Source organism: Bradyrhizobium sp. CCBAU 45384 (assembly GCF_028128665.1).
Classification (GTDB): Bacteria; Pseudomonadota; Alphaproteobacteria; order Rhizobiales; family Xanthobacteraceae; genus Bradyrhizobium; species Bradyrhizobium manausense.
The window spans coordinates 109,751-129,429 of the sequence record NZ_LBIZ01000105.1 but is presented as its reverse complement, the minus strand read 5'-3'; the positions used below and the strand labels follow the sequence as shown (position 1 = coordinate 129,429).

Genomic DNA, 19,679 nt, shown 5'->3' with positions numbered 1-19,679 from the left:
ACCACCCAATCAAGGAGCCATGCATGAGCTTGCGAAGTTCTTTTCTGATTCTCACCTCCGTCGCGGCTATCTCGGTCACGTCGGGCTCGGCCGTGCTTGCTGCGCCGATCGTTCCTTCCGTGATCGGCCCGGTCGGCGCATCCGTCCAAACCGTGCAGTACAGGCATTGGCACGGGTGGCACCGACCCTACTGGCACCGGGATTACGGACCGGGCGCCGCAGTCGTCGGTGGTCTAGCCGCTGGAGCTCTCATCGGAAGCGCGATCGCGAACAGTGAGGCAAGGGCAGACGCGGGTGCATATTGCGCGCAGCGCTACAAATCCTATGACCCTGCATCCGGCACCTATCTCGGGTACGACGGCGCCCGTCATCCCTGTCCATAGCCAGGGTTTTCCGCGTTTCCAAAGCCGTGCTTCCCGTGCGGCTTTTTAGGAGCCGAGTGGAGACGTGCGAATGGACAGGGCCGAATTCACGAAGCGCGTCGCGATCGCGGTGGCGATCGCCGCGCTTCCGTTCCTGCCTTGGTATTTTCGCTCGGTCGTCCTGGTCGCGGTGGGTGCGACGCTGCTGTCCGTTGTGCTGGATTTGCTCAGCCACCCGTTGCGCTGGTGCGGACTTCCCAGGGCAGCTTCCGTCGCTTTGACCCTGCTTCTTCTGTTCGCATTGCTTGCAGCGGCCGGGTGCGTTTCGGTACGACTCCGTCGAATGAGATGGAGGACGTGATCAACCGCGCCGATCTCGCGGCCAGGACGATAGCGGGCGATCTGCAGGGATCGCAGTGGGGCGCCGCCGTCCTGAAGCGCATAGATGCGAGCCAGCTTTCGCGGCGAGCTGGACCGGAAACATCGTCAGCGTGAGCAGCAGCGTGTTCGCCTCGATCGTGGTCATGATTGCAATGGACGGATACATCGTGGCTCAGCCGGGTCTGTATCGGGCGGAAGTCCGCAAGTTATTGCCCAGGACAAGTGCCGGGAGGGTCGAGATGACCGCCCGGCACATTTCTGTGTCGCTCAAGCTGTGGTGCATCGGACAAGCGATTCAGATGCTGCTCGTCGGCGCGCTTACCGCGCTTGCCGTCTGGCTGATCGGCTTGCCCTCACCGCTTGCCCTAGGCGTCGTCGCCGGTCTTGCCGAATTCATCCCCTACCTCGGTCCCTTGATCGCGGCAATACCGGCGCTGCTCGTGGCTACATCCCAAGGGTGGTCGCTCCTGGCTTGGACCGTCCTGGCCTATGTTGCAATCCAGCAGATCGAGGGAAATCTACTGCTTCCGATGATCCAGCGCCGACTCGTGGCCATCCCTCCGGCAGTCATACTGTTCGGAATCCTGGCGGTCGGCGCGTTCTTCGGTTTGCAAGGAGTTGTTTTCGCTGCGCCCATCACCGTGATGGTCTATGCCGCGATCGAGAAACAAGCTTCTGGCAAAGCGGCCGGGGCTTGCGCCTACCAATGAAAGTATGGCCTCGGCCGCTTTCCCATGCATAGACCGCCCGTTGGAGAGCCCCCGATGTCATCAAGTAGCGCCGACAGGATCGAGCATGACAAACCGTCCATGGTGCTTATGTCGCTACTTGTCCTGATCCCGATCTCACTTGGTCTAAAATACGCGGAAGCACCTGTCCTGACAACGTTCGTCGCCAGCGCCGGCGCCATTGCGGTGCTCGCTGAGTGGATCCGCCGTGGAACGGAGCAGTTGGCGCGACACGCGGGTCCGACGATCGGCGGCCTCGTCATGGTTAGCTTCGGCAGCGTGGCCGAACTCGTGTTGGCCCTCTTCGTCCTTGCGAGCGGCCAGCCTTCCGTCGTGCAGGCGCAGATCACCGGCTCGATCATCGGAACAAGCCTTTTGGGCCTGGGCATAGCCATTCTGGCAGGTGGGCTGTCACGACGGCGCCAGACCTTCAGCTCCAGCAAGGCCAGCCTCCTCTCGACCCTTCTGATCTTGGCAGTGATCGCGCTGCTCCTGCCTGCGATATTCGACTACGCCGCCCGGCAAGACCATTTGCACAACGTCCGTCTGACCGACGAAAAGCTAAGCCTTGGCGCATCCGTCGTGCTGCTTGTGCTCTACGGCGGAAATCTCGTCTATACATTGATCACCCATCGCGATGCTTTCGCCGACGATGAGGCTCACGGCGAGCCGGCGTGGAACCTGCGCATCGCGATCGGTGTCGTCGTGGGCTGCACCGCTCTCATTGCGGTCGAAGCGGAGATCGTCTCGAAGGTGCTGACGCAGACGGCGACCGCGCTGAGCATTTCGGAAGTGTTTCTGGGCGTCATCGTGCTGGCGCTGGTGGGTACTTCGGCCGACCTGTTCGCGGCAAGCTGGTTCGCTCGCGCCGACCGGATGACGCTGGCATTGAGCATCTGCATCGGATCCGCGATTCAGCTGGTCCTGGTCGTGACCCCGGTTCTGGTCCTGATCTCCGCCTTTATGAACAGACCCATGAGCCTCGTGTTCGGCAACCCCTGTTCGCCATCGCGAGCACGGCGTTCATCGTCAATGCCGTCGCCCGCGACGGCGAGACGACCTGGTTCGAGGGCCTGCTTCTCGTGGGAGTGTACGTTCTGTTCGCGCTCGCCTTCTTCTTCATCGGCCCGGGCTGACGGCTGCGCAGCGCCGCGCCGCCACGTCCCTTCGGCTTTCGGAAAGCGTTGCAGCTTCATCGGTATGGACCGCTTCCGAGCTCCGCTTCTTGTGCTCTCTCCGGAAAATGTGTCGGCTGATCTGGCGGTTCCGCCTGAAGGCGCCTTTCATCGTCTGGTAGGCGGCAATGCCGGGCGTCTCCTTCGACTTGTCTGACGCGCCGTAGGCTGCCGGAGCGAGGACCAAGCATGGCCGCGAACGTCAGCAGAACAAAGCGTTCGAAAAGGATCATTTCGCTTCTCCTCTTCCCTGAGCGGACTCACTTGCGATCGAGTGCCGCACGTCGGCGACTTTAGATGCCGAGACCGGAGGCGCCGAGTTTCCCCAAGCGTTCCTGACGTAGGTGGCGAGGTCGGCAATCTGCTGGTCCGAGAGCTTCCATCTGAAGGCGGGCATGGAGACCTGCGTAGGCCTTGCGTCGGTCGATGCCGCGTGGGCGCCGTTCAAGATCAAGCGCACGATGGTGGTCGGATCCCGGTCCTGGACGGCGCTGTCACCCTGAAGCCGAGGAAACATAGCCGGTACGCCTTGACCTTCGGTCTGGTGGCAGGCCGAGCAATTGTCGACGTAGAGCGCGGTGCCGGCGGTCAGGACCTTACGATCGGGCTGGGTCTGGTCCTCTTTGTGTTCTCCAGCACTTGAAGGCACTTCCTTGAGGTAGGTCGCGATCGCCTTCAGATCGTCGTCATTCAGCTTCGAAGTTGAGAAGGTGATGACCTCCGACATGGGGCCGTACGCGACCGTGCGAGAATTGCGCCCCGTCTTGAGAAACGCCACGATGTCATCCACGGACCAGCTTCCCAAGCCGGACCGCACGTCGGCAGTCAGATTGGGAGCATACCAATCTTCGAGCTTCCCGCCCCGAAGCGTGGACTGCTTTTCCGAAGCTCCGAGCACGTTGGTGGGCGTGTGGCAGGCTCCACAATGTCCGAGGCCCTCGACCAGATAGGCTCCCCGATTCCATTCCGGTGATTTCCGGCTGTCGGGCTTGAAGGTACCTTCACGGAAGAACAGCTCGTTCCACCCCTTCATCACGAGGCGTTCATTCAAGGGCCACACGAGTTGGTTTGGCGGAGGGGAGTTGGATACGGGGTCTAGCGAACTCAAAAATGCCCTGAGAGCATCGGCGTCCTCGCGGGTGACTTTGGTGTACCAGGGGTAGGGAAAGGCGGGATAGAGATAGCTGCCATCGGCCGATACGCCCTGGTGCAGGGCGCGGTAGAATTGATCGTCCGACCAGTTGCCTATCCCGGTCTTTGGGTCTGGCGTGATATTGGCCGAGTAGATGGTTCCGAATGGGGTTGGAATTGCGCGGCCGCCGGCGAACGGCTTGCTTCCGGGCGCCGTGTGGCACGCCTCGCAATCTCCGACGGCCGCCAAATAGCGGCCTCGCTCGACTTGGCCGAATGACTGTTGCTCGGCCTGGGCGGGGAAAACGCAGAATGCTGCGGCCAAGGCGCAGGAGCAGGCCAGCGCGAACCTTACGAGAGCAAACGACATCGCGCCTCTCCTACGCTTGAACCAGCGGCCCGGGACTTTTCAGATATTGCGTTCTGATGGCGTGAGCGGACCAGAGCGCCAGCGCGGCAACGGTGCCGGTCGGGTTGTAGCCTGGGTTCTGCGGGAACGACGAGGAGCCCATGACGAAAAGGTTCGAGACGTCCCAGTGCTGCAGATAGCGATTGATGACGCTCTCCCCCGGATTGGAGCCCATGATCGCGCCCCCGGTGTTGTGGGTCGTCTGGTACGGCGTGATGTCGTAGTGCCCCTTCCGGGGATTGCTCCTGATCTCCCGCGGCTTCATCGCGCGGGCGATCTCCTCGGCCTTTCCCGTCAGGAAATCCGACATCTTGTGTTCGTTGTCGGTGTAGTCGAAAGTCATGCGCATCAGGGGCCGCCCAAGAAAATCGCGGTAGGTGGGATCCAGATCGAGGTGGTTTCCCCGGTGGCTCATCACCGCGCCGTGGGTCGCTATGGACATCGAGTTCAGGTAGTTCTGCACCACGGCCTTCTTCCACTTGGTGCCCCATTTCGGCGTACCGTCAGGGACAAGGTGGGTCTCGATCGGACGTCCATTTGTGTTCCAGCAGGCGATGTATCCGCCGCCGAGAAAGCCGAGATTGGTGTGGTCGAAGTTGTCGCCGTTGAATTCGTCTACGACAGTCCCTAACGCACCGGCGCCGATGAAGGGGTTCAGGATCTTGTCGTCGTAGAACACATCGACGCTCGACACGATCTGATATGCGTAGTTCTTGCCGAGCGTCCCGGCTTTCGTGTTGGGGTCGTATGGAGTGCCGATCCCCGACAGCAGCAGAAGATGAACGTTGTGCAGAACGAACGCGCTGAGAACGATCAGATCCGCCGGCTGTTCGTACTCTTCGCCTTGGGCATCGACATAGGTGACGCTGACCGCCCGCTTCCTGTCGCTATCCAGGTTGATCTTGATGACTTCGCATCCGGTCTTCAACGTGAAGTTATTGTTTCGGAGCAGAACCGGCAGGATCGTCGTCTGGGGACTCGCCTTGGAATAGTTGCCGCAGCCGAACTTCTCGCAGAATCCGCAATAGGTGCACGGACCGAGTTGCATCCCGAGCGGGTTGGTATAGGCGCGGGACATGTTGGCGGAAGGAGCCGGGAACGGCTTCAGTCCGATGTTTCTGGCCGCGTCTGCGAAAAGAGTCGGGCCGTACGTCATCTCCATGGGCGGGTTTGGATAGTCCCTGGCGCGCGGACCTTCGAAAGGATTCCCGCCGGGCTGGATCTGCCCCTTGATGTTGCCGGCCTTGCCCGAGATGCCGCAGAGATACTCCCACTTGTCGTAGTAGGGCTCCAGATCATCGTACGTAACGCCCCAATCCTGTATCGTCATGTTCTCGGATATCGCCGCGGCGCCGTACCGGTCGGTGTTGTGGCTACGTGCCAGGAAGTCGCTCGGCAGGAAGCGCCAGTTCTGTCCGTTCCAGTGGATTCCCGCTCCACCGACGCCCGTCCCGGGGAGGAAGGAGCCGAGTCGGCGCATCGGTAGAGCGGTCTCGTTTGCCGAGTTTCGGAAGGTCAGCGTCTCACGGGTCGGCTCCTGGAAGAGCTCATAACGGTAGTAGTATCGGAGTTCGTCTTGAATGAACGTGGTGGCGAAATCGGTGGTGGTGTCGCGCCAGCCACCCCGCTCGAGCGCCAGGACGCTCAGCCCGGCATCGGTCAGCTCCTGACCCAGCAAGGCGCCCGTCCAGCCGAAGCCCACGAGAAGCGCATCGACCGGCGGCAACTTGGTGGCCATATCGGAGTCTCCTATGCTTTCGAGGTCCAGTCGCGCCGGCCGTAGATCGCGACGGGCGGCAACGGATAACGCTTGCCATGTTGACCGACGAACTCGCGATAATCGTACCTTGCACCGGGAAAACCGATCATCTTCCAGGCCGCCATATCCTTGTTTCCGCCGTACATGGGATCGGCGAAGTAGCCTTCCTGGGTGTTGAGGAGGAGCTGTTTGAAGAACGCCTTGGCGTCCACGTTCTCAAGCTTGGCTTTTCCTTCTTCGAGCTCACCGAGCAACGTGTCCTGCTGCTCGGCGGCAAGTTCAACAAAGGATTTCCCGCCGAACTTGTCGCGGCAATGGGCGTCGATCGCCTTTATCGCCGCACGGTACATTTGCGCCGGCGTCATCCTCGACTGGTAGCCTTGACTGTCCGTGCCCTTCGACCAAGGCCCGGCCATGTACCAGCGCTCGGCTCTGCCGTACGCTCCGGCGAGCTGGCGATCGATGAATAGCGTGACGCCGAGCTCGCGCGCGCCGGGCCCCGTCTCGTCCTGTGGTATCAGTCGGGAAACGGCAGCATCGAGCCACGCCGCTTCGTCCTGCGAGAGAAAGCGGTAATCGGTCCCCTCGACGGGGGACGGCGTGTTCGCCTCGCCGGGTGCCCAAGGGACCTGCTTCGAGATTGTATCTGCCGCTGCGGGGATTGTGGGAAGCGCAAGAGACGAACCCGCAGCGAGCCCGGCGGTAAGCAGGTCGCGCCGGTTTACTCCGGACTTCATCCCTCTTGAACTCGACATGACGGCAAACCCTCTTGTGGCGGCATCAACACGTTGCTCAGCGCGAGGTTCGCCCCCGGGGCACCGACTTTGCGGGGAAGTTGGTACGCTTGCGCACCGTTCCAGCAGGAGGTCCTCGGATTGCTCAGTCGCGGCTCCGCGGCTCGTCTTGGAGCAACCGCGCAAACTCCGAATCGTTTTCGGCTTGTGTCGCCTTGAGGAGACATCGATCCCGTTCTTTGCCCGGAGGCAACTCTTCCGCGGCCTGTTTGGCTCTTTCGGCGAGCTGCTTAAGTCGCTCCGGCAGTGGCACAATTACTTCAGCACGCGGACGGCGCCGGCGTTTTGCCGGATCCTTTCGACGACCTCGCCATGCTAACCGCTTCATGCCATTTCCAATCAAGCTGGAGCGCTGAACGCGGCGCTTTTACTTGGAATTTTGTTTGGAGTTGCCCTGGCTGGGCGAGGCGGAGCCCGTGGTGTTCTGCGATGAGCTACCCGACTTTGCGCCTTTGCTGTCGACGTTCATGGCTTCGAACACGGACATGCCGTGCGGTCCTATGGTCATCACGACCGGGTCTCCGTTCTTGCTCTTGGCCTGCACTACGAAGGACTCGGCGACCACGTTAACGTCCGTGAATCCTGCCTTCTGCAAATCCTGCTGGACCTGCTGCGCAGCCGCGAGCTTCTGATCGGAGGTAGCAGATTGCTGCGAGTGCGGTTGAGAGCCGGTCGAGGCGTTCTGGGCAAGAGCTGGACTTGCGAGCGCGAGCGCAACCATCGCGGAGGCCGTCATCAGTAGGTTTTTCATAGGGGGACCTTTCCTCTGGGAAATCAGATGTCTGGATAGCGGTCGAACCGACCATACGTTCCGGTTGCGAGCCGCCTGCCGCGAGAAGGTCTGTACGACAGCGAACAAGACGAGACGCCGCCCCGTGCTTTGTACGGTAGCGCGCAAAGATTCCGGGACCACCCCGCGCTTACCAAAGGCACTGCGCCGCTCTGAAATCGTTGAGCGTCACCTGGCTGCGGGCGCGCTGCAGACGCCAAACTTGGGGGATCAGTTTATGCCGGAAATTCGAGCAGACGTCTGCAGTTCTGCGAGGCACGAGCCAACTCGCCTTTGCGAGCGTTTCGAAAATCGTCGGCGGACGTCAGCAGCTGCAGACCGAGGACGATGAACGATGGAAGCAGCGATGAGGTGCTGCCAGCCGGGCCAGGTGCATGCAGATTTTCCGCCCAGGCGCTGACACGATCGCGAGAGTGCTCCTCGCCTCGTGCGGCGCCATTCCCGTCCTTCTAGTCGGACTCGCCTACGGGATCATGAGTTCGCCTTACGCAACCGGAGAAAACGTGACTCCAAACCAGCCCATTCCGTTCAGTCACGAACATCATGTCGGCGGTCTTGGGCTCGACTGCAGATATTGTCACACCTCCGTGGAAAAGGCGCGTTTCGCGGGCCTGCCTCCGACCGAAACCTGCATGACCTGCCATTCACAACTTTGGACGAATGCGAAGATGCTGGCGCCGGTGCGGGCGAGCCTCGCGCAGCACAAGCCGATCGCGTGGCAACGCGTCAACAGACTTCCTGATTACGTCTACTTCGATCACTCCATTCATGTCGCCAAAGGTGTCGGATGCACGACCTGCCACGGTCCAATCGGCCAGATGAGGCTCACGCGGCCGGCCGCCCCCCTGACGATGCAGTGGTGCATCGATTGTCACAGGGCTCCAGAGAAGGCCCTGCGCCCGCGGGACGAGGTGTTCGATCCGAAATGGTCGCTGCCCAAGAAACAGGAGGAGCTCGGTCGAAAACTGATGGCCGAGTATCACATTCGGGTCGATCATCTGACGGACTGCTCTGTATGTCACAGGTAAATGAGCTACCCATCAGAAGGCTCTCGCGCTCCAACCCCAGGATCGATCGTCGGCGCGCCTTGAGCCTCCTGGCAGCCGGGATTGCGGGTGGGCTAAGCGCTTGCACCCGGCCCGATGAGCAGATCTTGCCGTATGTGACGATGCCGGATCGGCTGGTGCCGGGTGAGCCGATGAAGTTCGCGACCACCTTGGCCCTGTCCGGCTACGGGCGCGGAGCGCTCGTGGTCTCGGTGGACGGGCGGCCGATCAAGGTCGAAGGCAATCCGAAGCACCCGGCGAGCCTAGGCGCGACCGACGTCTTCATGGAAGCGGCGGTACTGTCGCTGTACGATCCAGATCGCTCTCGGACGGTGTTGCACGAGGGAGCTATCGCCCCCGCAGACGCCTTTCGCACTGCTTTGGTTCATCAAAATCAAGCGATGAAGGAAGGCAGGGGCAAGGGGCTGCGGATTCTAACAGGCCGCGTTACTTCGCCCACCCTGCTCCGGCAGATCGACGATCTGCTGGACCGGTTTCCAGGGGCGTCCTGGCATGCCTATGATCCGATCGATGATCCCGGTGCGCGCGCCGGCGCGCTCATGGCCTACGGGCGAGAACTCGATATCGTGCCGCATCTCGATCGCGCGAGCGTCGTGGTCGCTCTCGATGCCGATCCACTCGGCCACGGTCCTGACCAACTTCGCAATGCCAGAGGTTTCGCGGATGGCCGTCGGCAGCGCGATGGTGGCTTCTCGCGGTGGTACAGCTTCGAGTCGGGCCCGACCCTGACAGGCGCGAAGGCCGATCATCGTCTCGCTCTCCAACCAGCGGTCATCGAAGAAGTAGCCGTCGCGATCGCGGGCGCGCTTGGCTCAGGCGTGCGGGCAGCCGCGATACCGGACGAAATGCAGCGGCTCGTGCATCAAATCAGCTCGGATCTTGGGTCCGCGCTGGGTCGATCCATCGTCCTTGCCGGACGAGCTCTTTCGCCACAAACCCATGCTCTTGTCCATTGGATCAACGCCTATCTCGGTGCGCCTCTCGACCTCGCCGAGTCGATCGATCGCACGCCCTCGGGACGCAAAGGCAGCACGCTTTCCGAACTCGTCGGCGATCTGCACGGCGGCGCCGTCGAGCAGCTCGTCGTCCTCGGTGCCAACCCGGCGTATGATGCATTCGCCGACCTCGGTTTCGCCGAAGCGGCTCGCCGTGCGCCGTTTCGACTGCACATCGGCTGCTATGCCGACGAGACGGCCGCCCTGTCGACCTGGCACCTTCCGCAGACCCACCCGCTCGAAGCATGGTCGGACCTGCGCAGTATCGATGGAACGGCCAGCCTCGTGCAGCCCCTGATCCGGCCGCTATATCGTACCCGAACCGACCACGAGCTTCTCGCGCTCCTCACTGATGGTGTCGACGCGCGCCCGCGCGACCTGGTGCGCCAGACCTGGCAGCCGCAAGGAGGAAGCGATTTCGAGACGTTGTGGACGCGCGCACTGCATGATGGCGTGATTTCCGGCAGCGCCAAGCCGCCCGAGCCGGCGCAAAAGCCGAAGCTGCCCGACCTTCCCGCAGCAAAAGCGGGGTCAGAGTTCACACTGGTGCTGCAGCCCGATCCGGCCGTCTGGGACGGCTCATTCGCAAACAACGCCTGGCTGCAGGAATGCCCGAAGCCGCTCACGAAACAGGTGTGGGGCAATGTCCTCACGCTCAGTCCGCCCGATGCTCAGCAGCTTGGAGTTTCGCTGGGCGACGTCGTGTCAATCCGATCGGACCACGGCTCGACCGAGGCGCCCGTGCTTATCGATCCCGCAGCGCCTGCAGGCGCCGGCAGCCTCACGCTCGGCTATGGCCGCAATCAGGCAGGGGCCATCGGAAACGGAATCGGTTCCGACGCGAGTCGGCTGCGCGCATCCGACACCCCCTGGATCGTGACAAACCCTACCATTGCCACGACGTCTCGGAGGCAGCAGCCGCTCACGACGCAGAACATCGTGCGTGCCGCAGACTATGTCGGCGACCTCTATCCCGTTCGCAAGCTGGCGGAAGCCGGGCGGAAGGTCAGCCCACCGGATGCCGAGCACGCTTCCCTGTTGCCCCGGTCGCCGCCACGAAGCGGCGATGGCTACGCGTGGGCGATGGTCATCGACACGTCGGTGTGCATCGGCTGCAATGCCTGCGTCGTCGCCTGCCAGGCCGAAAACAACGTGCCCGTCGTCGGACCCGAGGAAGTGGCGCGTGGCCGAGACATGCACTGGCTGCGGGTAGACGTCTACGATCACGGGACCGCGCATAGTCCGGCTCTTGGTTTCCAGCCTGTCCCGTGCATGCATTGTGAGCATGCGCCCTGCGAACCCGTCTGCCCCGTGGCCGCCTCCGTGCATGACAGCGAGGGCCTGAACGCGCAGGTATACAACAGGTGCATCGGCACGCGCTTCTGCGAGGCCAATTGCCCCTACAAGGTCCGCAGGTTCAATTTCCGAGGTTACGCCGACGGGCAGGAGTACGCCAATCTCGGCCTCGAATCCTATCGCGCTCAGAAGAATCCGGAGGTGACGGTCCGCGCCCGCGGCGTAATGGAAAAATGCACGTACTGCGTCCAGCGGATCAGCGGTGCCAGGCGAGCGGCCGAACGCGAGGATCGCTCCATCGGCGTCGATGAAGTAAGGACCGCCTGCCAGAGCGCCTGTCCCACCAGCGCGATCGAATTCGGCGATCTCAACCAGAGCGCCTCGGCCGTCAATCAACGCAGATCCGATCCACGGCATTATGCGCTACTTGCTCATTTGGACACACGCCCGCGGACGACCTACCTCGCCGATATCCGCAATCCTCCACCGCATTCCGATGGAGACGGCGAATGACTCTAGTCCTTGAGCCGAACGAGGCCGCCCCCGCCCCTTGGTTCTCAGCTTATCGTGCGAGCGACGTCGAGATCACCCAGGCCGTAACCGCTCCTCTTTTCGCGAGCCCCGGGAAGGCCTGGTGGCTCGCGCTTCTTGTCAGCCTACCTTTCGCGGCTTGGTTCGTAGCGGCCCTTGGTTGGGTGTTTTACTGGGGCATCGGCGTGTGGGGGGTCAATTCCACGGTCGTATGGGGCGTTGCGATCGCCGATTACGTCTGGTGGATCGGCATCGGCAACGCCGGGACCCTCATCTCCGCTATGCTACTATTGACGCGGCAAAGGTGGCGCGCTTCCATCAATCGCTTCGCCGAGGCGATGACTTTGTTCGCGGTCGCCATCGCCGGGCTGATGCCGATCGTGCATCTGGGCCGTCCGATCTACGCGTACTGGCTCGCTCCCTACCCGAACACGATGTCGCTCTGGCCGCAGTGGAGAAGCGCGCTGGTCTGGGATTTCTGGGCGATCATCAGCTACCTGTTGTTCTCGATCCTCTTCTGGTACGTCAGCCTCGTTCCTGATCTCGCGACAATGCGGGACCGGACCAAATCGCGGACCGGCCAATTGCTGTACGGCGCCTTCGCGCTCGGCTGGTGCGGTTCGGTGCGGCAATGGCGCGCAATGAAGATTCTTCATACCACCATGGCCGCACTTGGCGTGCCCCTGGTCTGCTCCGTGCATTCCATCGTCGGTCTGGATTTTGCAGCCAGCCTGATGCCGGGTTGGCAGGAAAGCATCTTCCCGCCCTACTTCGTGGTCGGCGCCATGTACTCCGGGTTCGCCATGGTGGTGGTGCTGGCCCTGGCGATCCGTTGGGGCTTTCGGCTACAGGCCATCATCACACGCAAGCACCTGGACGTGATCGCGCGTGTTTTGCTGATGTCGTCCATCGTCATGGGCTACTCGTACGCGACCGAGTGGTTCATGGGATGGTACGGTGGCGCGCGCAGCGACCGCAGTCTAGTGGCATTCGAGTTCGCCGGCACCTACGCGCCGGTGTTCTGGACTTTGCTCGGCTGCAACGTCTTCCTGCCCCAGATGCTCTGGTTCCCGCGCGTCCGTAGGTCCCTCGTTGCCCTGTTGGTAATCGCGATCGCGATCAACGTCGGGATGTGGCTCGAGCGTATCCTGATCGTGTGGAACACCCTTTCACACGGCTACATGCCAAGCCTCTGGCGAGCGTTTCACTTCACGATCTGGGACTTGGCGTTCGTCATTGCCCCTCTCGGCTTCTTTGCGTTCCTGTTTTTGATCTTCGTGCGGTTGATCCCTGCCGTCTCCATGTTCGACATGCGCGAGCTCGCCCACCGGGAGAAGCTGGCATGACCGGGCCTTTGCTCGCCGAATTTCCAGATCCGGCCACTCTGATCGCCGCTGCCCGCGGCCTGGAAAACGTTCCGCGCTTGACGGCGCTCGAGGCGTTCACGCCTTTCCCGGTCGAAGAGCTCGAAAAGCTTCCTCGCGCCAGGTGCTCGGAAATCCGACCCACGATGTTCCTGGCCGGGTTCTGCACCGCGGCGTTCGCCTTCGGCCTACAGTGGTACAGTGCGGTCGTCGACTATCCGATCAACAGTGGCGGCCGGCCTCTCAACTCCTGGCCGGTTTTTCTCCTAGTTCCGTTCGAGGTCGGGATATTCGCCGCCGCTCTCGCCGGATTCATCGCCCTGCTCTGGACAACGGGTCTGCCGCGACTGCACGACCCGCTTTTCGACGTGCCGAGCTTCGAGCGGGCGACACAGGACCACTATTTCCTGCTCGCAAAAGGAGAGAACGAGGAAACGTCGCTCGATCTTCGGGATCGTCTTCGAACCGCCGGCGCATTGAGAGTCACCGAGGTACGAGTGCCATGATCGAGCGGCTCGCTATCCCGGTCTGCGCAGTGTTGCTGCTGTCCTCGTGCGACGACGTCTCGATGACCCAGCAGAAGCGCTACGGAACTCTCTCCCGCGCCGCACTGTTCGAAAACGGCAGTGAAGCACAGCCGCTGCCGGAAGGGGTGGTCGCCCAAGGTGACGTGGAACGTAAGAACCGGACCCAGCAAAGACCCCACATCAGCGCCGGGCTGCTCGCGCGCGGCCGCGAGCGCTACGACATTTACTGTTCTCCATGCCATGGTTTATCGGGGCAAGGCGACGGAATGATCGTCCAGCGCGGCTTCCCGGCGCCCCCTTCCTATCACAGCAGCCGCCTACGGGCCGCACCCGCGGCGCACTTCTTCGATGTGATCACCAACGGCCACGGGGTGATGTTCTCGTACGCCGCGCGGATTGATCCGAGCGATCGATGGGCCATCGTCGCCTACATACGGGCGCTGCAGGAATCCCAAGGCGCAAACGTAGCGGACACTCCCGAACTGCGGACGAGATTGCCATGACTGCACAGGGCGGCGCCCTCCGTTATCAGGATTTGCGCCGATGGCCCGCGGTCTGCGGAATTCTGCTGCTGACCGTCGCCTTGATCGTGACAAGCGCCTGGAGAACGCCAGCTCTCTCCCGCGGCTGGCTCGTTGCGTTCGCCGTTTGGAGTTGCGTGCCGGTCGGCAGCATGGTGCTGTTGCTCATACATTCCCTGACGGGAGGCCGATGGGGGGAAGCGACCACAGCGATCTTAAGACCGTCGGCCGCGCTTACATCCGTGGTCGCCATCGTGTTTATCCCTATATTGGTGAGCTACGGGCAGCTGTACCCTTGGGCACAGGCCGGCTCGCCGGTCGCGCAGGACGTCATCAAGTGGTACCTGAACTGGCCGGCCTATGTCTCGCGCGCTCTGCTTGCGTTATGTGGATGGTGGGTTCTCGGGACGACATTCGCTCTGGGCAGGGGTCGTCCTTTGCTGGCGGGACTGGGGCTTGCCTTCTACGGCGCCACGATCAGCCTGGTTGCGTTCGATTGGTACCTTTCCGTAGAGCCCCGCTATGTCGCGACGGCATTCCCGGCGACCCTCGCAATCCAGCAACTTGCTGCGACTCTTGCTTTCGTCGCAGTCTTTGCGGCGCCGTCGCTGGATGAATCCGTAGCGTCCGACATCGGGGCGCTTCTGCTCGCGACGCTTCTCGGCGTCGTCTACCTGGAATTTATGACTTACCTCGTAGCATGGTATGGCGATCTGCCCGATAAGGCGGCCTGGTATCTGAAGCGAAGCTCGTCCGCCTGGGCGGCGACCATCATCGTTGCTTTCGTATTCGGGGCGGTTTTGCCGTTTTGCATCTTGTTGCTGCGCAAAGGCCGACGGAGCCGCTACGGACTGCAGTCCGCCGGAATATCCGTGCTGCTCGGCTCGGTCCTCCACTTCTGCTGGCTCATCGTACCCGCATTCGATCATCAGGTGCTCGTGGCCGCGGCGGCTGCGAGCGCTTTCGTCGTGTTGAGCGTCGGTTCGATACTAGTCGGTCGTGTCCTGATCCCGGAGGCCGGTCATGTCCGATCGTGAGATGGCGGACCGAGCGCTGCCGCAATCCCCAGACGTCGCCACACGGAGCATTCTCGTCTCGGTCTTCGGCTACCTGGGCTTCGTGGCCGTGGGCATGGTCGCGATGTTTTTCTACGTCAAGGCGGACGCGCCGGCAGCTTTCAAACCCCCGCTCGAACGTCGGTTTCCGCAACCCTCCCTGCAGACATCTCCGGAACAGGATCTGGCGGAGATATTGCTAAAGCAGCGACAACCTCTGTCGCAATACGAGTGGATCGACAAACGCAAAGGCCTGGCGAGGATCCCAATCGACGAAGCGATGGAAATCGTGACCGCTCGGGGCGAGCGGGGTTACGATTCTCTCGAAGCTCCCCTTGCGCCACCGGCTCAGACTGATCCGGGAGCGCAACAATGAGACTGTTTGCGCTCATTCTGATCCTGACCACCTGGTCTTCCTCCGCTCTGGCCGGATTGACCGAACAGCAGCTCGGCGGCTTGGGACTCGCCCCGGCACCTCAGGCGCAGGTGCCGATGGAGCTCGGATTCAAGGACACCAACGGGAAGGCAAAATCGCTCGGCGAGGCCGTAGGCGGGAGGCCGACCTTGTTGTTGCCGGTCGACTTCACGTGCTCGCAGATCTGCGGGCCGGCGCTCACGATTGTTGCTGGCGCCCTGCAGCAGACCGGATTGACGGCAGGCCGGGATTACAGCCTGGTGGTGTTTGGGATCGATTCCCGCGATGATGCTATTGCGGCCCGGCGGTTCGTCGCGGGCCAAGTCGCCGGGCCGGGAGTTTCCGTACTTATAGGAAGCGGAGCCGCCATCAAACGGCTCACGACGGCCATCGGTTATCGCTTCCAGACAGACGGTCAGAATGATGCCGTCGCCCACCCGGCGGCCTTCGTGACACTCACCCGCGACGGTCACGTCTCGCACGCCTTCTCCAGCCTAGGCCTGCAACCGTTCGATCTCAGACTAGGATTGCTGGAAGCTGGACGCGGTACAATAGGCGGCCTGGGCGGACGCATAGCCCTGCTCTGCTATGGATTCGATGCGGTGCACGGGGTCTATACCAAGCAAGTCGCATCCGCGCTAAGGCTCGGTTGCGGACTCACGCTCATATTGCTGGCTTCGGCGATAGTCTTGATGTGCCGGCGGTCGAGGCGCGGGGTGGCCGCATGAACGCGATATTCACCCTGCCGGAGGCTAGTACGCAGGCGGTAAAAGTGGACGGCATTCTCGCCGTTCTCGTGATCGTCTCGGCGCTCACGCTTGCGCTCGTCTTCGGTCTGCTCGTTACCTTCGCCATTCGCTACCGCCGGGGCTCCAACGCCAGGCGGGGCCCATTACCCCAAATAGTAAATCGCGAATTCGAGGTAGGTTGGACAGCCGCGACATTCTTCCTTTTCGCCTTCCTGTTTTGGTGGGCCGCTTCCGCCGACGTCGGCGCACTAACAGCACCGGCTCGGGCCTTGGAAGTGCATGTGCTCGCAAAGCAGTGGATGTGGAAGACGCAGCACGCCAACGGCGCACGTGAAATCGACGAACTGCACGTTCCGATCGGACGGCCCGTCCGGCTCGTCATGACGTCCCAGGATGTCATTCACTCCTTCTTCGTGCCTGCCTTCCGCATCAAGCAGGACGTGGTGCCCGGGCGAAACACGGAGACCTGGTTTCAAGCGACTAAGCTCGGCGTCTTCCCTCTGCTCTGCGCCGAGTATTGCGGCACGAACCATTCGGCGATGCGCGGCCGGGTCACAGTGATGCGCGAGGAAGAGTTCGCGAAATGGCTGAGCGTGCAGCCGGAAGGCGACGACCTGGCCCACATCGGCGCGAAGCTGTTCGTGTCGCAAGGCTGCTCCGGATGCCATGCGGCATCCTCCGGCGTGCACGCTCCCAAACTGCAGGGGCTTTACGGCCGCACCGTGCAATTGTCCGATGGACGACACGTCAGGGCCGACGACGCCTACATCCGCGACTCGATGCTCGAACCGAGGCGCGACGTCGTCGCCGGATACGATCCGATAATGCCGAGCTTCGCCGGGCTGTTGGATGACGGCGAAATACAAAGCCTCACGGCTTACATCCGCTCTCTCGGACAGGAGCAAGGCCATGACTGACGCGGTCCTCGCAGAGGAACTGCCGTTTCCGCCACGCCCGGACTACCTTTGCGCCGGGAGCACCCTCCTGTCCTGGTTGACCACCACGGACCACAAGCGCATCGCCATTCTTTATGCGCTGACCATCACGGTCTTCTTCTTCATGGGAGGTGCGGCGATCACGGCGGTCCGTCTCGAGCTGTTCGTTCCAAACGGCTGGTTCCTCACTTCCGACACCTACAATCGGCTGTTCTCGTTCCACGGCATCATCATGGTCTGGTTTTTCCTGGTCCCATCGATCCCGAATACGTTCGGCAATTTCCTGATGCCTCTGATGATCGGAGCGCCGGATGTGGCATTTCCGCGCTTGAACCTGTTCAGCTGGTACCTGACCTTGGTCGGCGGGATGTTCGCCGTGTACACGCTCCTCGCCGGGGGGGTGGACACGGGTTGGACCTTCTACACGCCGTTCTCGACGATGTTCTCCAACACGCACGTTCTGACCGCCGCTGCGGCCGTGTTCGTCGTCGGATTCGCGAGCATTGCAACCGGCGTGAACTTCATCGCGACCACCCACATGCTGCGCGCGCCCGGGATGACCTGGTTCAGGCTGCCGATGTTCGTCTGGTCGATCTACGCCACCTCCATCGTCATGGTGCTCTCCACGCCCGTGCTCGCGATCTCCCTAATGCTCGTCATCGCCGAGCGCTGGTTGGGACTGCCGATCTTCGATCCAGCGCGCGGCGGCGATCCGATTCTTTTCCAGCACCTGTTCTGGTTCTACTCCCATCCCGCCGTCTACATCATGGTGCTGCCGGCCATGGGCGTGGTCTCGGAGATCATCCCCTGCTTCGCGCGGCGTCGGCTGTTTGGCTACGATTTCATGGTGTACGCCATCGTCGCCATCGCCGGGATCGGCTTCTTCGTTTGGGGACATCATATGTTTGTGTCAGGACAATCGCCCTACGCCAGCCTAATCTTCTCGTTTCTTTCTTTCGTCATCGCGGTGCCGTCGGCGATCAAGGTGTTCAACTGGACCGCATCGCTATACCGAGGGCAGATCAGCTTCAACTCGCCTATGATCTACGCGCTGGGCTTCGTCGGGTTGTTCACCACCGGCGGGCTGTCAGGACTATTTCTGGCGTCCATACCGGTCGACGTGCACGTGACCGATACCTACTTCGTGGTCGCTCACTTCCACTACATCATGGTCGGCGGTTCGGTATCCGCCTTCTTCGCCGCACTGCACTTCTGGTGGCCGAAGATCACGGGAAAAATGTACCCGGAATCCTGGGCGCAGTTTGCGGCCATCACGATGTATTTCGGCTTCAACATGACGTTTCTGCCGCAGTTCGTGGCAGGCTATTTGGGCATGCCGCGGCGCTACCACACCTATCCGGCCGAATACCAGGTCTACAACGTGATGTCGTCAGCCGGCGCGGCCGTTCTTGCAGCCGCATATCTTCTTCCGTTGATGTATCTCACGTGGTCGCTTTTCCATGGCATGCGCGCCTCCAACAATCCCTGGGGCGCGACTGGATTGGAGTGGACGACGACTTCGCCGCCGCCCCCCCAAAATTTCGACGTCCAGCCGCTGGTCGACCGGGCTCCCTATCAATACCACGCTGAGGGCGAGTCGGCGGCGACAGACGCGCCGGAAGTCCAGAACGCGAGGTCGCTGCGATGACTGACGCAACCGCACAGCTTCGGGAACCCTGGGAGGGCTTGGAGCGCCAGCGGCAGGCGGGTAAGTTCGGAATCTGGATCTTCCTTGCGAGCGAAACCCTGTTCTTCGGCGCGCTTTTGCTCACCTATGCGGTCTGCCGCATCGAGCATCCCGATGCCTTCGCCGCAGCGGGCGGGGAGACCAACATCTGGTTCGGCACGATCAACACCGCCATCCTTCTCACGAGCAGCCTTACCATGGCTGTGGCGTCGCAAGCTGCGGCTCAGAACGGACGCGCCACGCAGCTGATCCTCGCCTGCCTCGGCGCCACTGCTGCGCTCGGCGCGGCTTTCATGATCGTAAAAGGTTTCGAGTACAAGGAGGACATCGAGAAGCATCTCGTGCCTGGCGCGGCCTTCGCGCTGCCGCAGCCGGCGGCACAGTTGTTCTACGGCCTGTATTGGCTCGTGACCGGCGTCCACGCCATCCATCTGACGATCGGAATCGTGCTGGTCGTCAGGCTCATTCTGCTTGGCGCCCTCAGGCGAATTCGACTGCGCGGTAGTCCCGAGCTGGAAGTGACGGCGCTGTATTGGCATCTCGTCGACGTGGTTTGGATCTTCCTGTACCCCCTCATTTATCTGCCCGGGAGGGCCTCATGAGCGCGGGACGAGGTCATCAGCAGGGGCGGTCCTCGGGATTGTGGCTGAGGAACGCTTCGGTCTGGGCTGCCCTGCTCGGTTTGCTCCTTCTCAGCATGTTACTTGCCTACATCCCGATGGGACCGGTCACGGTTGCTTCCGGAGTGGCCATCGCAGTGGTCAAATCCACTCTGGTCCTCGTGTTCTTTATGGAGCTGGTCCGATCACGTGCGTTGATCAGGCTTGCCGCGCTCGCCGGACTGATCTTCGTGGCGGTGATGTTCGCGCTTACCCTCGCGGACGTGCTGACCAGAGCCGGGAAGATCTAGCCCACTGGGTATTGCTCGGTGCAGCACCGTACAAAGCGTGCGAACGACCCGTCCCCAGACGCGTTGTAAACCCAGGAAGGGCTGCTCTCCGGAGAAAG

20 protein-coding genes are annotated in these 19,679 nt (G+C 62.0%); 16 read left to right on the top strand and 4 right to left on the bottom strand.

What is annotated here, in order from left to right; genetic code table 11:
• Nucleotides 1-23 precede the first annotated feature (23 nt).
• From XH80_RS16410 to cax, 4 genes are all read left to right on the top strand, one after another.
• The gene (locus XH80_RS16410) at nt 24-383 is read left to right on the top strand and encodes a BA14K family protein (RefSeq protein WP_271599460.1); all 360 of its coding nucleotides are present in this window, start codon (nt 24-26) and stop codon (nt 381-383) included.
• Nucleotides 384-453: 70 nt separating this feature from the next.
• Nucleotides 454-723, top strand: a complete 270-nt coding sequence (locus XH80_RS16405) for a hypothetical protein (protein WP_271599459.1) — start codon at nt 454-456, stop codon at nt 721-723.
• Between the two features lie 55 nt (nt 724-778).
• Nucleotides 779-1,453 (top strand): AI-2E family transporter, encoded by a 675-nt coding sequence (locus tag XH80_RS16400; RefSeq protein ID WP_271599458.1) that lies wholly within the window; start codon nt 779-781, stop codon nt 1,451-1,453.
• A 54-nt stretch (nt 1,454-1,507) separates the two neighbouring features.
• Nucleotides 1,508-2,803: a calcium/proton exchanger gene (cax, locus tag XH80_RS16395; protein ID WP_271599457.1), complete on the top strand. Its 1,296-nt coding sequence runs from the start codon at nt 1,508-1,510 to the stop codon at nt 2,801-2,803.
• 72 nt (nt 2,804-2,875) lie between these two features.
• Here cax and XH80_RS16390 read toward each other — a convergent pair whose 3' ends face one another.
• The 4 genes from XH80_RS16390 to XH80_RS16375 all read right to left on the bottom strand — a co-directional run bounded on the left by XH80_RS16390 (nt 2,876) and on the right by XH80_RS16375 (nt 7,490).
• On the bottom strand, nt 2,876-4,147 hold the full coding sequence (locus tag XH80_RS16390) for a c-type cytochrome (protein WP_271599456.1): 1,272 nt from the start codon (nt 4,145-4,147) through the stop codon (nt 2,876-2,878).
• A 10-nt stretch (nt 4,148-4,157) separates the two neighbouring features.
• On the bottom strand, nt 4,158-5,924 hold the full coding sequence (locus tag XH80_RS16385) for a GMC family oxidoreductase (RefSeq protein ID WP_271599455.1): 1,767 nt from the start codon (nt 5,922-5,924) through the stop codon (nt 4,158-4,160).
• An 11-nt stretch (nt 5,925-5,935) separates the two neighbouring features.
• Entirely contained in the window at nt 5,936-6,682 is a 747-nt protein-coding gene (locus tag XH80_RS16380) for a gluconate 2-dehydrogenase subunit 3 family protein (RefSeq protein ID WP_271599454.1), read from the bottom strand.
• A gap of 424 nt (nt 6,683-7,106) precedes the next feature.
• On the bottom strand, nt 7,107-7,490 hold the full coding sequence (locus tag XH80_RS16375) for a hypothetical protein (protein WP_271599453.1): 384 nt from the start codon (nt 7,488-7,490) through the stop codon (nt 7,107-7,109).
• Nucleotides 7,491-7,903: 413 nt separating this feature from the next.
• Between XH80_RS16375 and XH80_RS16370 the strand changes: the two genes are divergently transcribed.
• From XH80_RS16370 to XH80_RS16315, 12 genes are read left to right on the top strand one after another with little or no spacing between them, the layout of a single operon-like run.
• A complete protein-coding gene (locus XH80_RS16370; RefSeq protein ID WP_271599452.1) occupies nt 7,904-8,557 on the top strand; it encodes a cytochrome c3 family protein in 654 nt (217 codons plus the stop codon).
• The gene (locus XH80_RS16365) at nt 8,545-11,400 is read left to right on the top strand and encodes a 4Fe-4S dicluster domain-containing protein (protein ID WP_271599451.1); all 2,856 of its coding nucleotides are present in this window, start codon (nt 8,545-8,547) and stop codon (nt 11,398-11,400) included. Before XH80_RS16370 ends, XH80_RS16365 begins: the two co-directional genes overlap by 13 nt.
• Nucleotides 11,397-12,764 (top strand): NrfD/PsrC family molybdoenzyme membrane anchor subunit, encoded by a 1,368-nt coding sequence (gene nrfD, locus XH80_RS16360; protein WP_271599450.1) that lies wholly within the window; start codon nt 11,397-11,399, stop codon nt 12,762-12,764. The genes XH80_RS16365 and nrfD overlap by 4 nt, the downstream gene beginning before the upstream one ends.
• Entirely contained in the window at nt 12,761-13,288 is a 528-nt protein-coding gene (locus XH80_RS16355; protein ID WP_271599449.1) for a DUF3341 domain-containing protein, read from the top strand. The genes nrfD and XH80_RS16355 overlap by 4 nt, the downstream gene beginning before the upstream one ends.
• Nucleotides 13,285-13,812 carry a c-type cytochrome gene (locus XH80_RS16350; protein ID WP_271599448.1) on the top strand — a complete coding sequence of 176 codons (528 nt, stop codon included), beginning with the start codon at nt 13,285-13,287 and terminating at the stop codon, nt 13,810-13,812. The genes XH80_RS16355 and XH80_RS16350 overlap by 4 nt, the downstream gene beginning before the upstream one ends.
• Complete coding sequence (locus XH80_RS16345) at nt 13,809-14,867, top strand: hypothetical protein (RefSeq protein ID WP_271599447.1); 1,059 nt, start codon at nt 13,809-13,811, stop codon at nt 14,865-14,867. The genes XH80_RS16350 and XH80_RS16345 overlap by 4 nt, the downstream gene beginning before the upstream one ends.
• Nucleotides 14,854-15,261: a hypothetical protein gene (locus tag XH80_RS16340; protein WP_271599446.1), complete on the top strand. Its 408-nt coding sequence runs from the start codon at nt 14,854-14,856 to the stop codon at nt 15,259-15,261. The genes XH80_RS16345 and XH80_RS16340 overlap by 14 nt, the downstream gene beginning before the upstream one ends.
• Nucleotides 15,258-16,028, top strand: coding sequence for an SCO family protein (locus XH80_RS16335; RefSeq protein WP_271599445.1), 771 nt, complete (start codon nt 15,258-15,260; stop codon nt 16,026-16,028). Before XH80_RS16340 ends, XH80_RS16335 begins: the two co-directional genes overlap by 4 nt.
• The gene (gene coxB, locus XH80_RS16330; RefSeq protein WP_271599444.1) at nt 16,025-16,966 is read left to right on the top strand and encodes a cytochrome c oxidase subunit II; all 942 of its coding nucleotides are present in this window, start codon (nt 16,025-16,027) and stop codon (nt 16,964-16,966) included. Before XH80_RS16335 ends, coxB begins: the two co-directional genes overlap by 4 nt.
• Nucleotides 16,959-18,632: a cytochrome c oxidase subunit I gene (locus XH80_RS16325; protein WP_271599443.1), complete on the top strand. Its 1,674-nt coding sequence runs from the start codon at nt 16,959-16,961 to the stop codon at nt 18,630-18,632. Before coxB ends, XH80_RS16325 begins: the two co-directional genes overlap by 8 nt.
• Entirely contained in the window at nt 18,629-19,273 is a 645-nt protein-coding gene (locus tag XH80_RS16320; protein WP_271599442.1) for a cytochrome c oxidase subunit 3, read from the top strand. Before XH80_RS16325 ends, XH80_RS16320 begins: the two co-directional genes overlap by 4 nt.
• Nucleotides 19,270-19,581, top strand: a complete 312-nt coding sequence (locus XH80_RS16315) for a cytochrome C oxidase subunit IV family protein (protein ID WP_271599441.1) — start codon at nt 19,270-19,272, stop codon at nt 19,579-19,581. The genes XH80_RS16320 and XH80_RS16315 overlap by 4 nt, the downstream gene beginning before the upstream one ends.
• The last annotated feature ends 98 nt before the right edge of the window (nt 19,582-19,679 follow it).

Coding starts and splice junctions, on each gene's coding strand:
- XH80_RS16365 (WP_271599451.1), top strand. CDS start 8,545: ATGTCACAGGTAAATGAGCTACCCATCAGAAGGCTCTCGCGCTCCAAC.
- XH80_RS16410 (WP_271599460.1), top strand. CDS start 24: ATGAGCTTGCGAAGTTCTTTTCTGATTCTCACCTCCGTCGCGGCTATC.
- XH80_RS16385 (WP_271599455.1), bottom strand. CDS start 5,924: ATGGCCACCAAGTTGCCGCCGGTCGATGCGCTTCTCGTGGGCTTCGGC.
- XH80_RS16350 (WP_271599448.1), top strand. CDS start 13,285: ATGATCGAGCGGCTCGCTATCCCGGTCTGCGCAGTGTTGCTGCTGTCC.
- XH80_RS16370 (WP_271599452.1), top strand. CDS start 7,904: ATGCAGATTTTCCGCCCAGGCGCTGACACGATCGCGAGAGTGCTCCTC.
- XH80_RS16355 (WP_271599449.1), top strand. CDS start 12,761: ATGACCGGGCCTTTGCTCGCCGAATTTCCAGATCCGGCCACTCTGATC.
- XH80_RS16315 (WP_271599441.1), top strand. CDS start 19,270: ATGAGCGCGGGACGAGGTCATCAGCAGGGGCGGTCCTCGGGATTGTGG.
- nrfD (WP_271599450.1), top strand. CDS start 11,397: ATGACTCTAGTCCTTGAGCCGAACGAGGCCGCCCCCGCCCCTTGGTTC.
- XH80_RS16325 (WP_271599443.1), top strand. CDS start 16,959: ATGACTGACGCGGTCCTCGCAGAGGAACTGCCGTTTCCGCCACGCCCG.
- XH80_RS16380 (WP_271599454.1), bottom strand. CDS start 6,682: ATGAAGTCCGGAGTAAACCGGCGCGACCTGCTTACCGCCGGGCTCGCT.
- XH80_RS16340 (WP_271599446.1), top strand. CDS start 14,854: ATGTCCGATCGTGAGATGGCGGACCGAGCGCTGCCGCAATCCCCAGAC.
- XH80_RS16320 (WP_271599442.1), top strand. CDS start 18,629: ATGACTGACGCAACCGCACAGCTTCGGGAACCCTGGGAGGGCTTGGAG.
- cax (WP_271599457.1), top strand. CDS start 1,508: ATGTCATCAAGTAGCGCCGACAGGATCGAGCATGACAAACCGTCCATG.
- XH80_RS16405 (WP_271599459.1), top strand. CDS start 454: ATGGACAGGGCCGAATTCACGAAGCGCGTCGCGATCGCGGTGGCGATC.
- coxB (WP_271599444.1), top strand. CDS start 16,025: ATGAACGCGATATTCACCCTGCCGGAGGCTAGTACGCAGGCGGTAAAA.
- XH80_RS16335 (WP_271599445.1), top strand. CDS start 15,258: ATGAGACTGTTTGCGCTCATTCTGATCCTGACCACCTGGTCTTCCTCC.
- XH80_RS16390 (WP_271599456.1), bottom strand. CDS start 4,147: ATGTCGTTTGCTCTCGTAAGGTTCGCGCTGGCCTGCTCCTGCGCCTTG.
- XH80_RS16375 (WP_271599453.1), bottom strand. CDS start 7,490: ATGAAAAACCTACTGATGACGGCCTCCGCGATGGTTGCGCTCGCGCTC.
- XH80_RS16345 (WP_271599447.1), top strand. CDS start 13,809: ATGACTGCACAGGGCGGCGCCCTCCGTTATCAGGATTTGCGCCGATGG.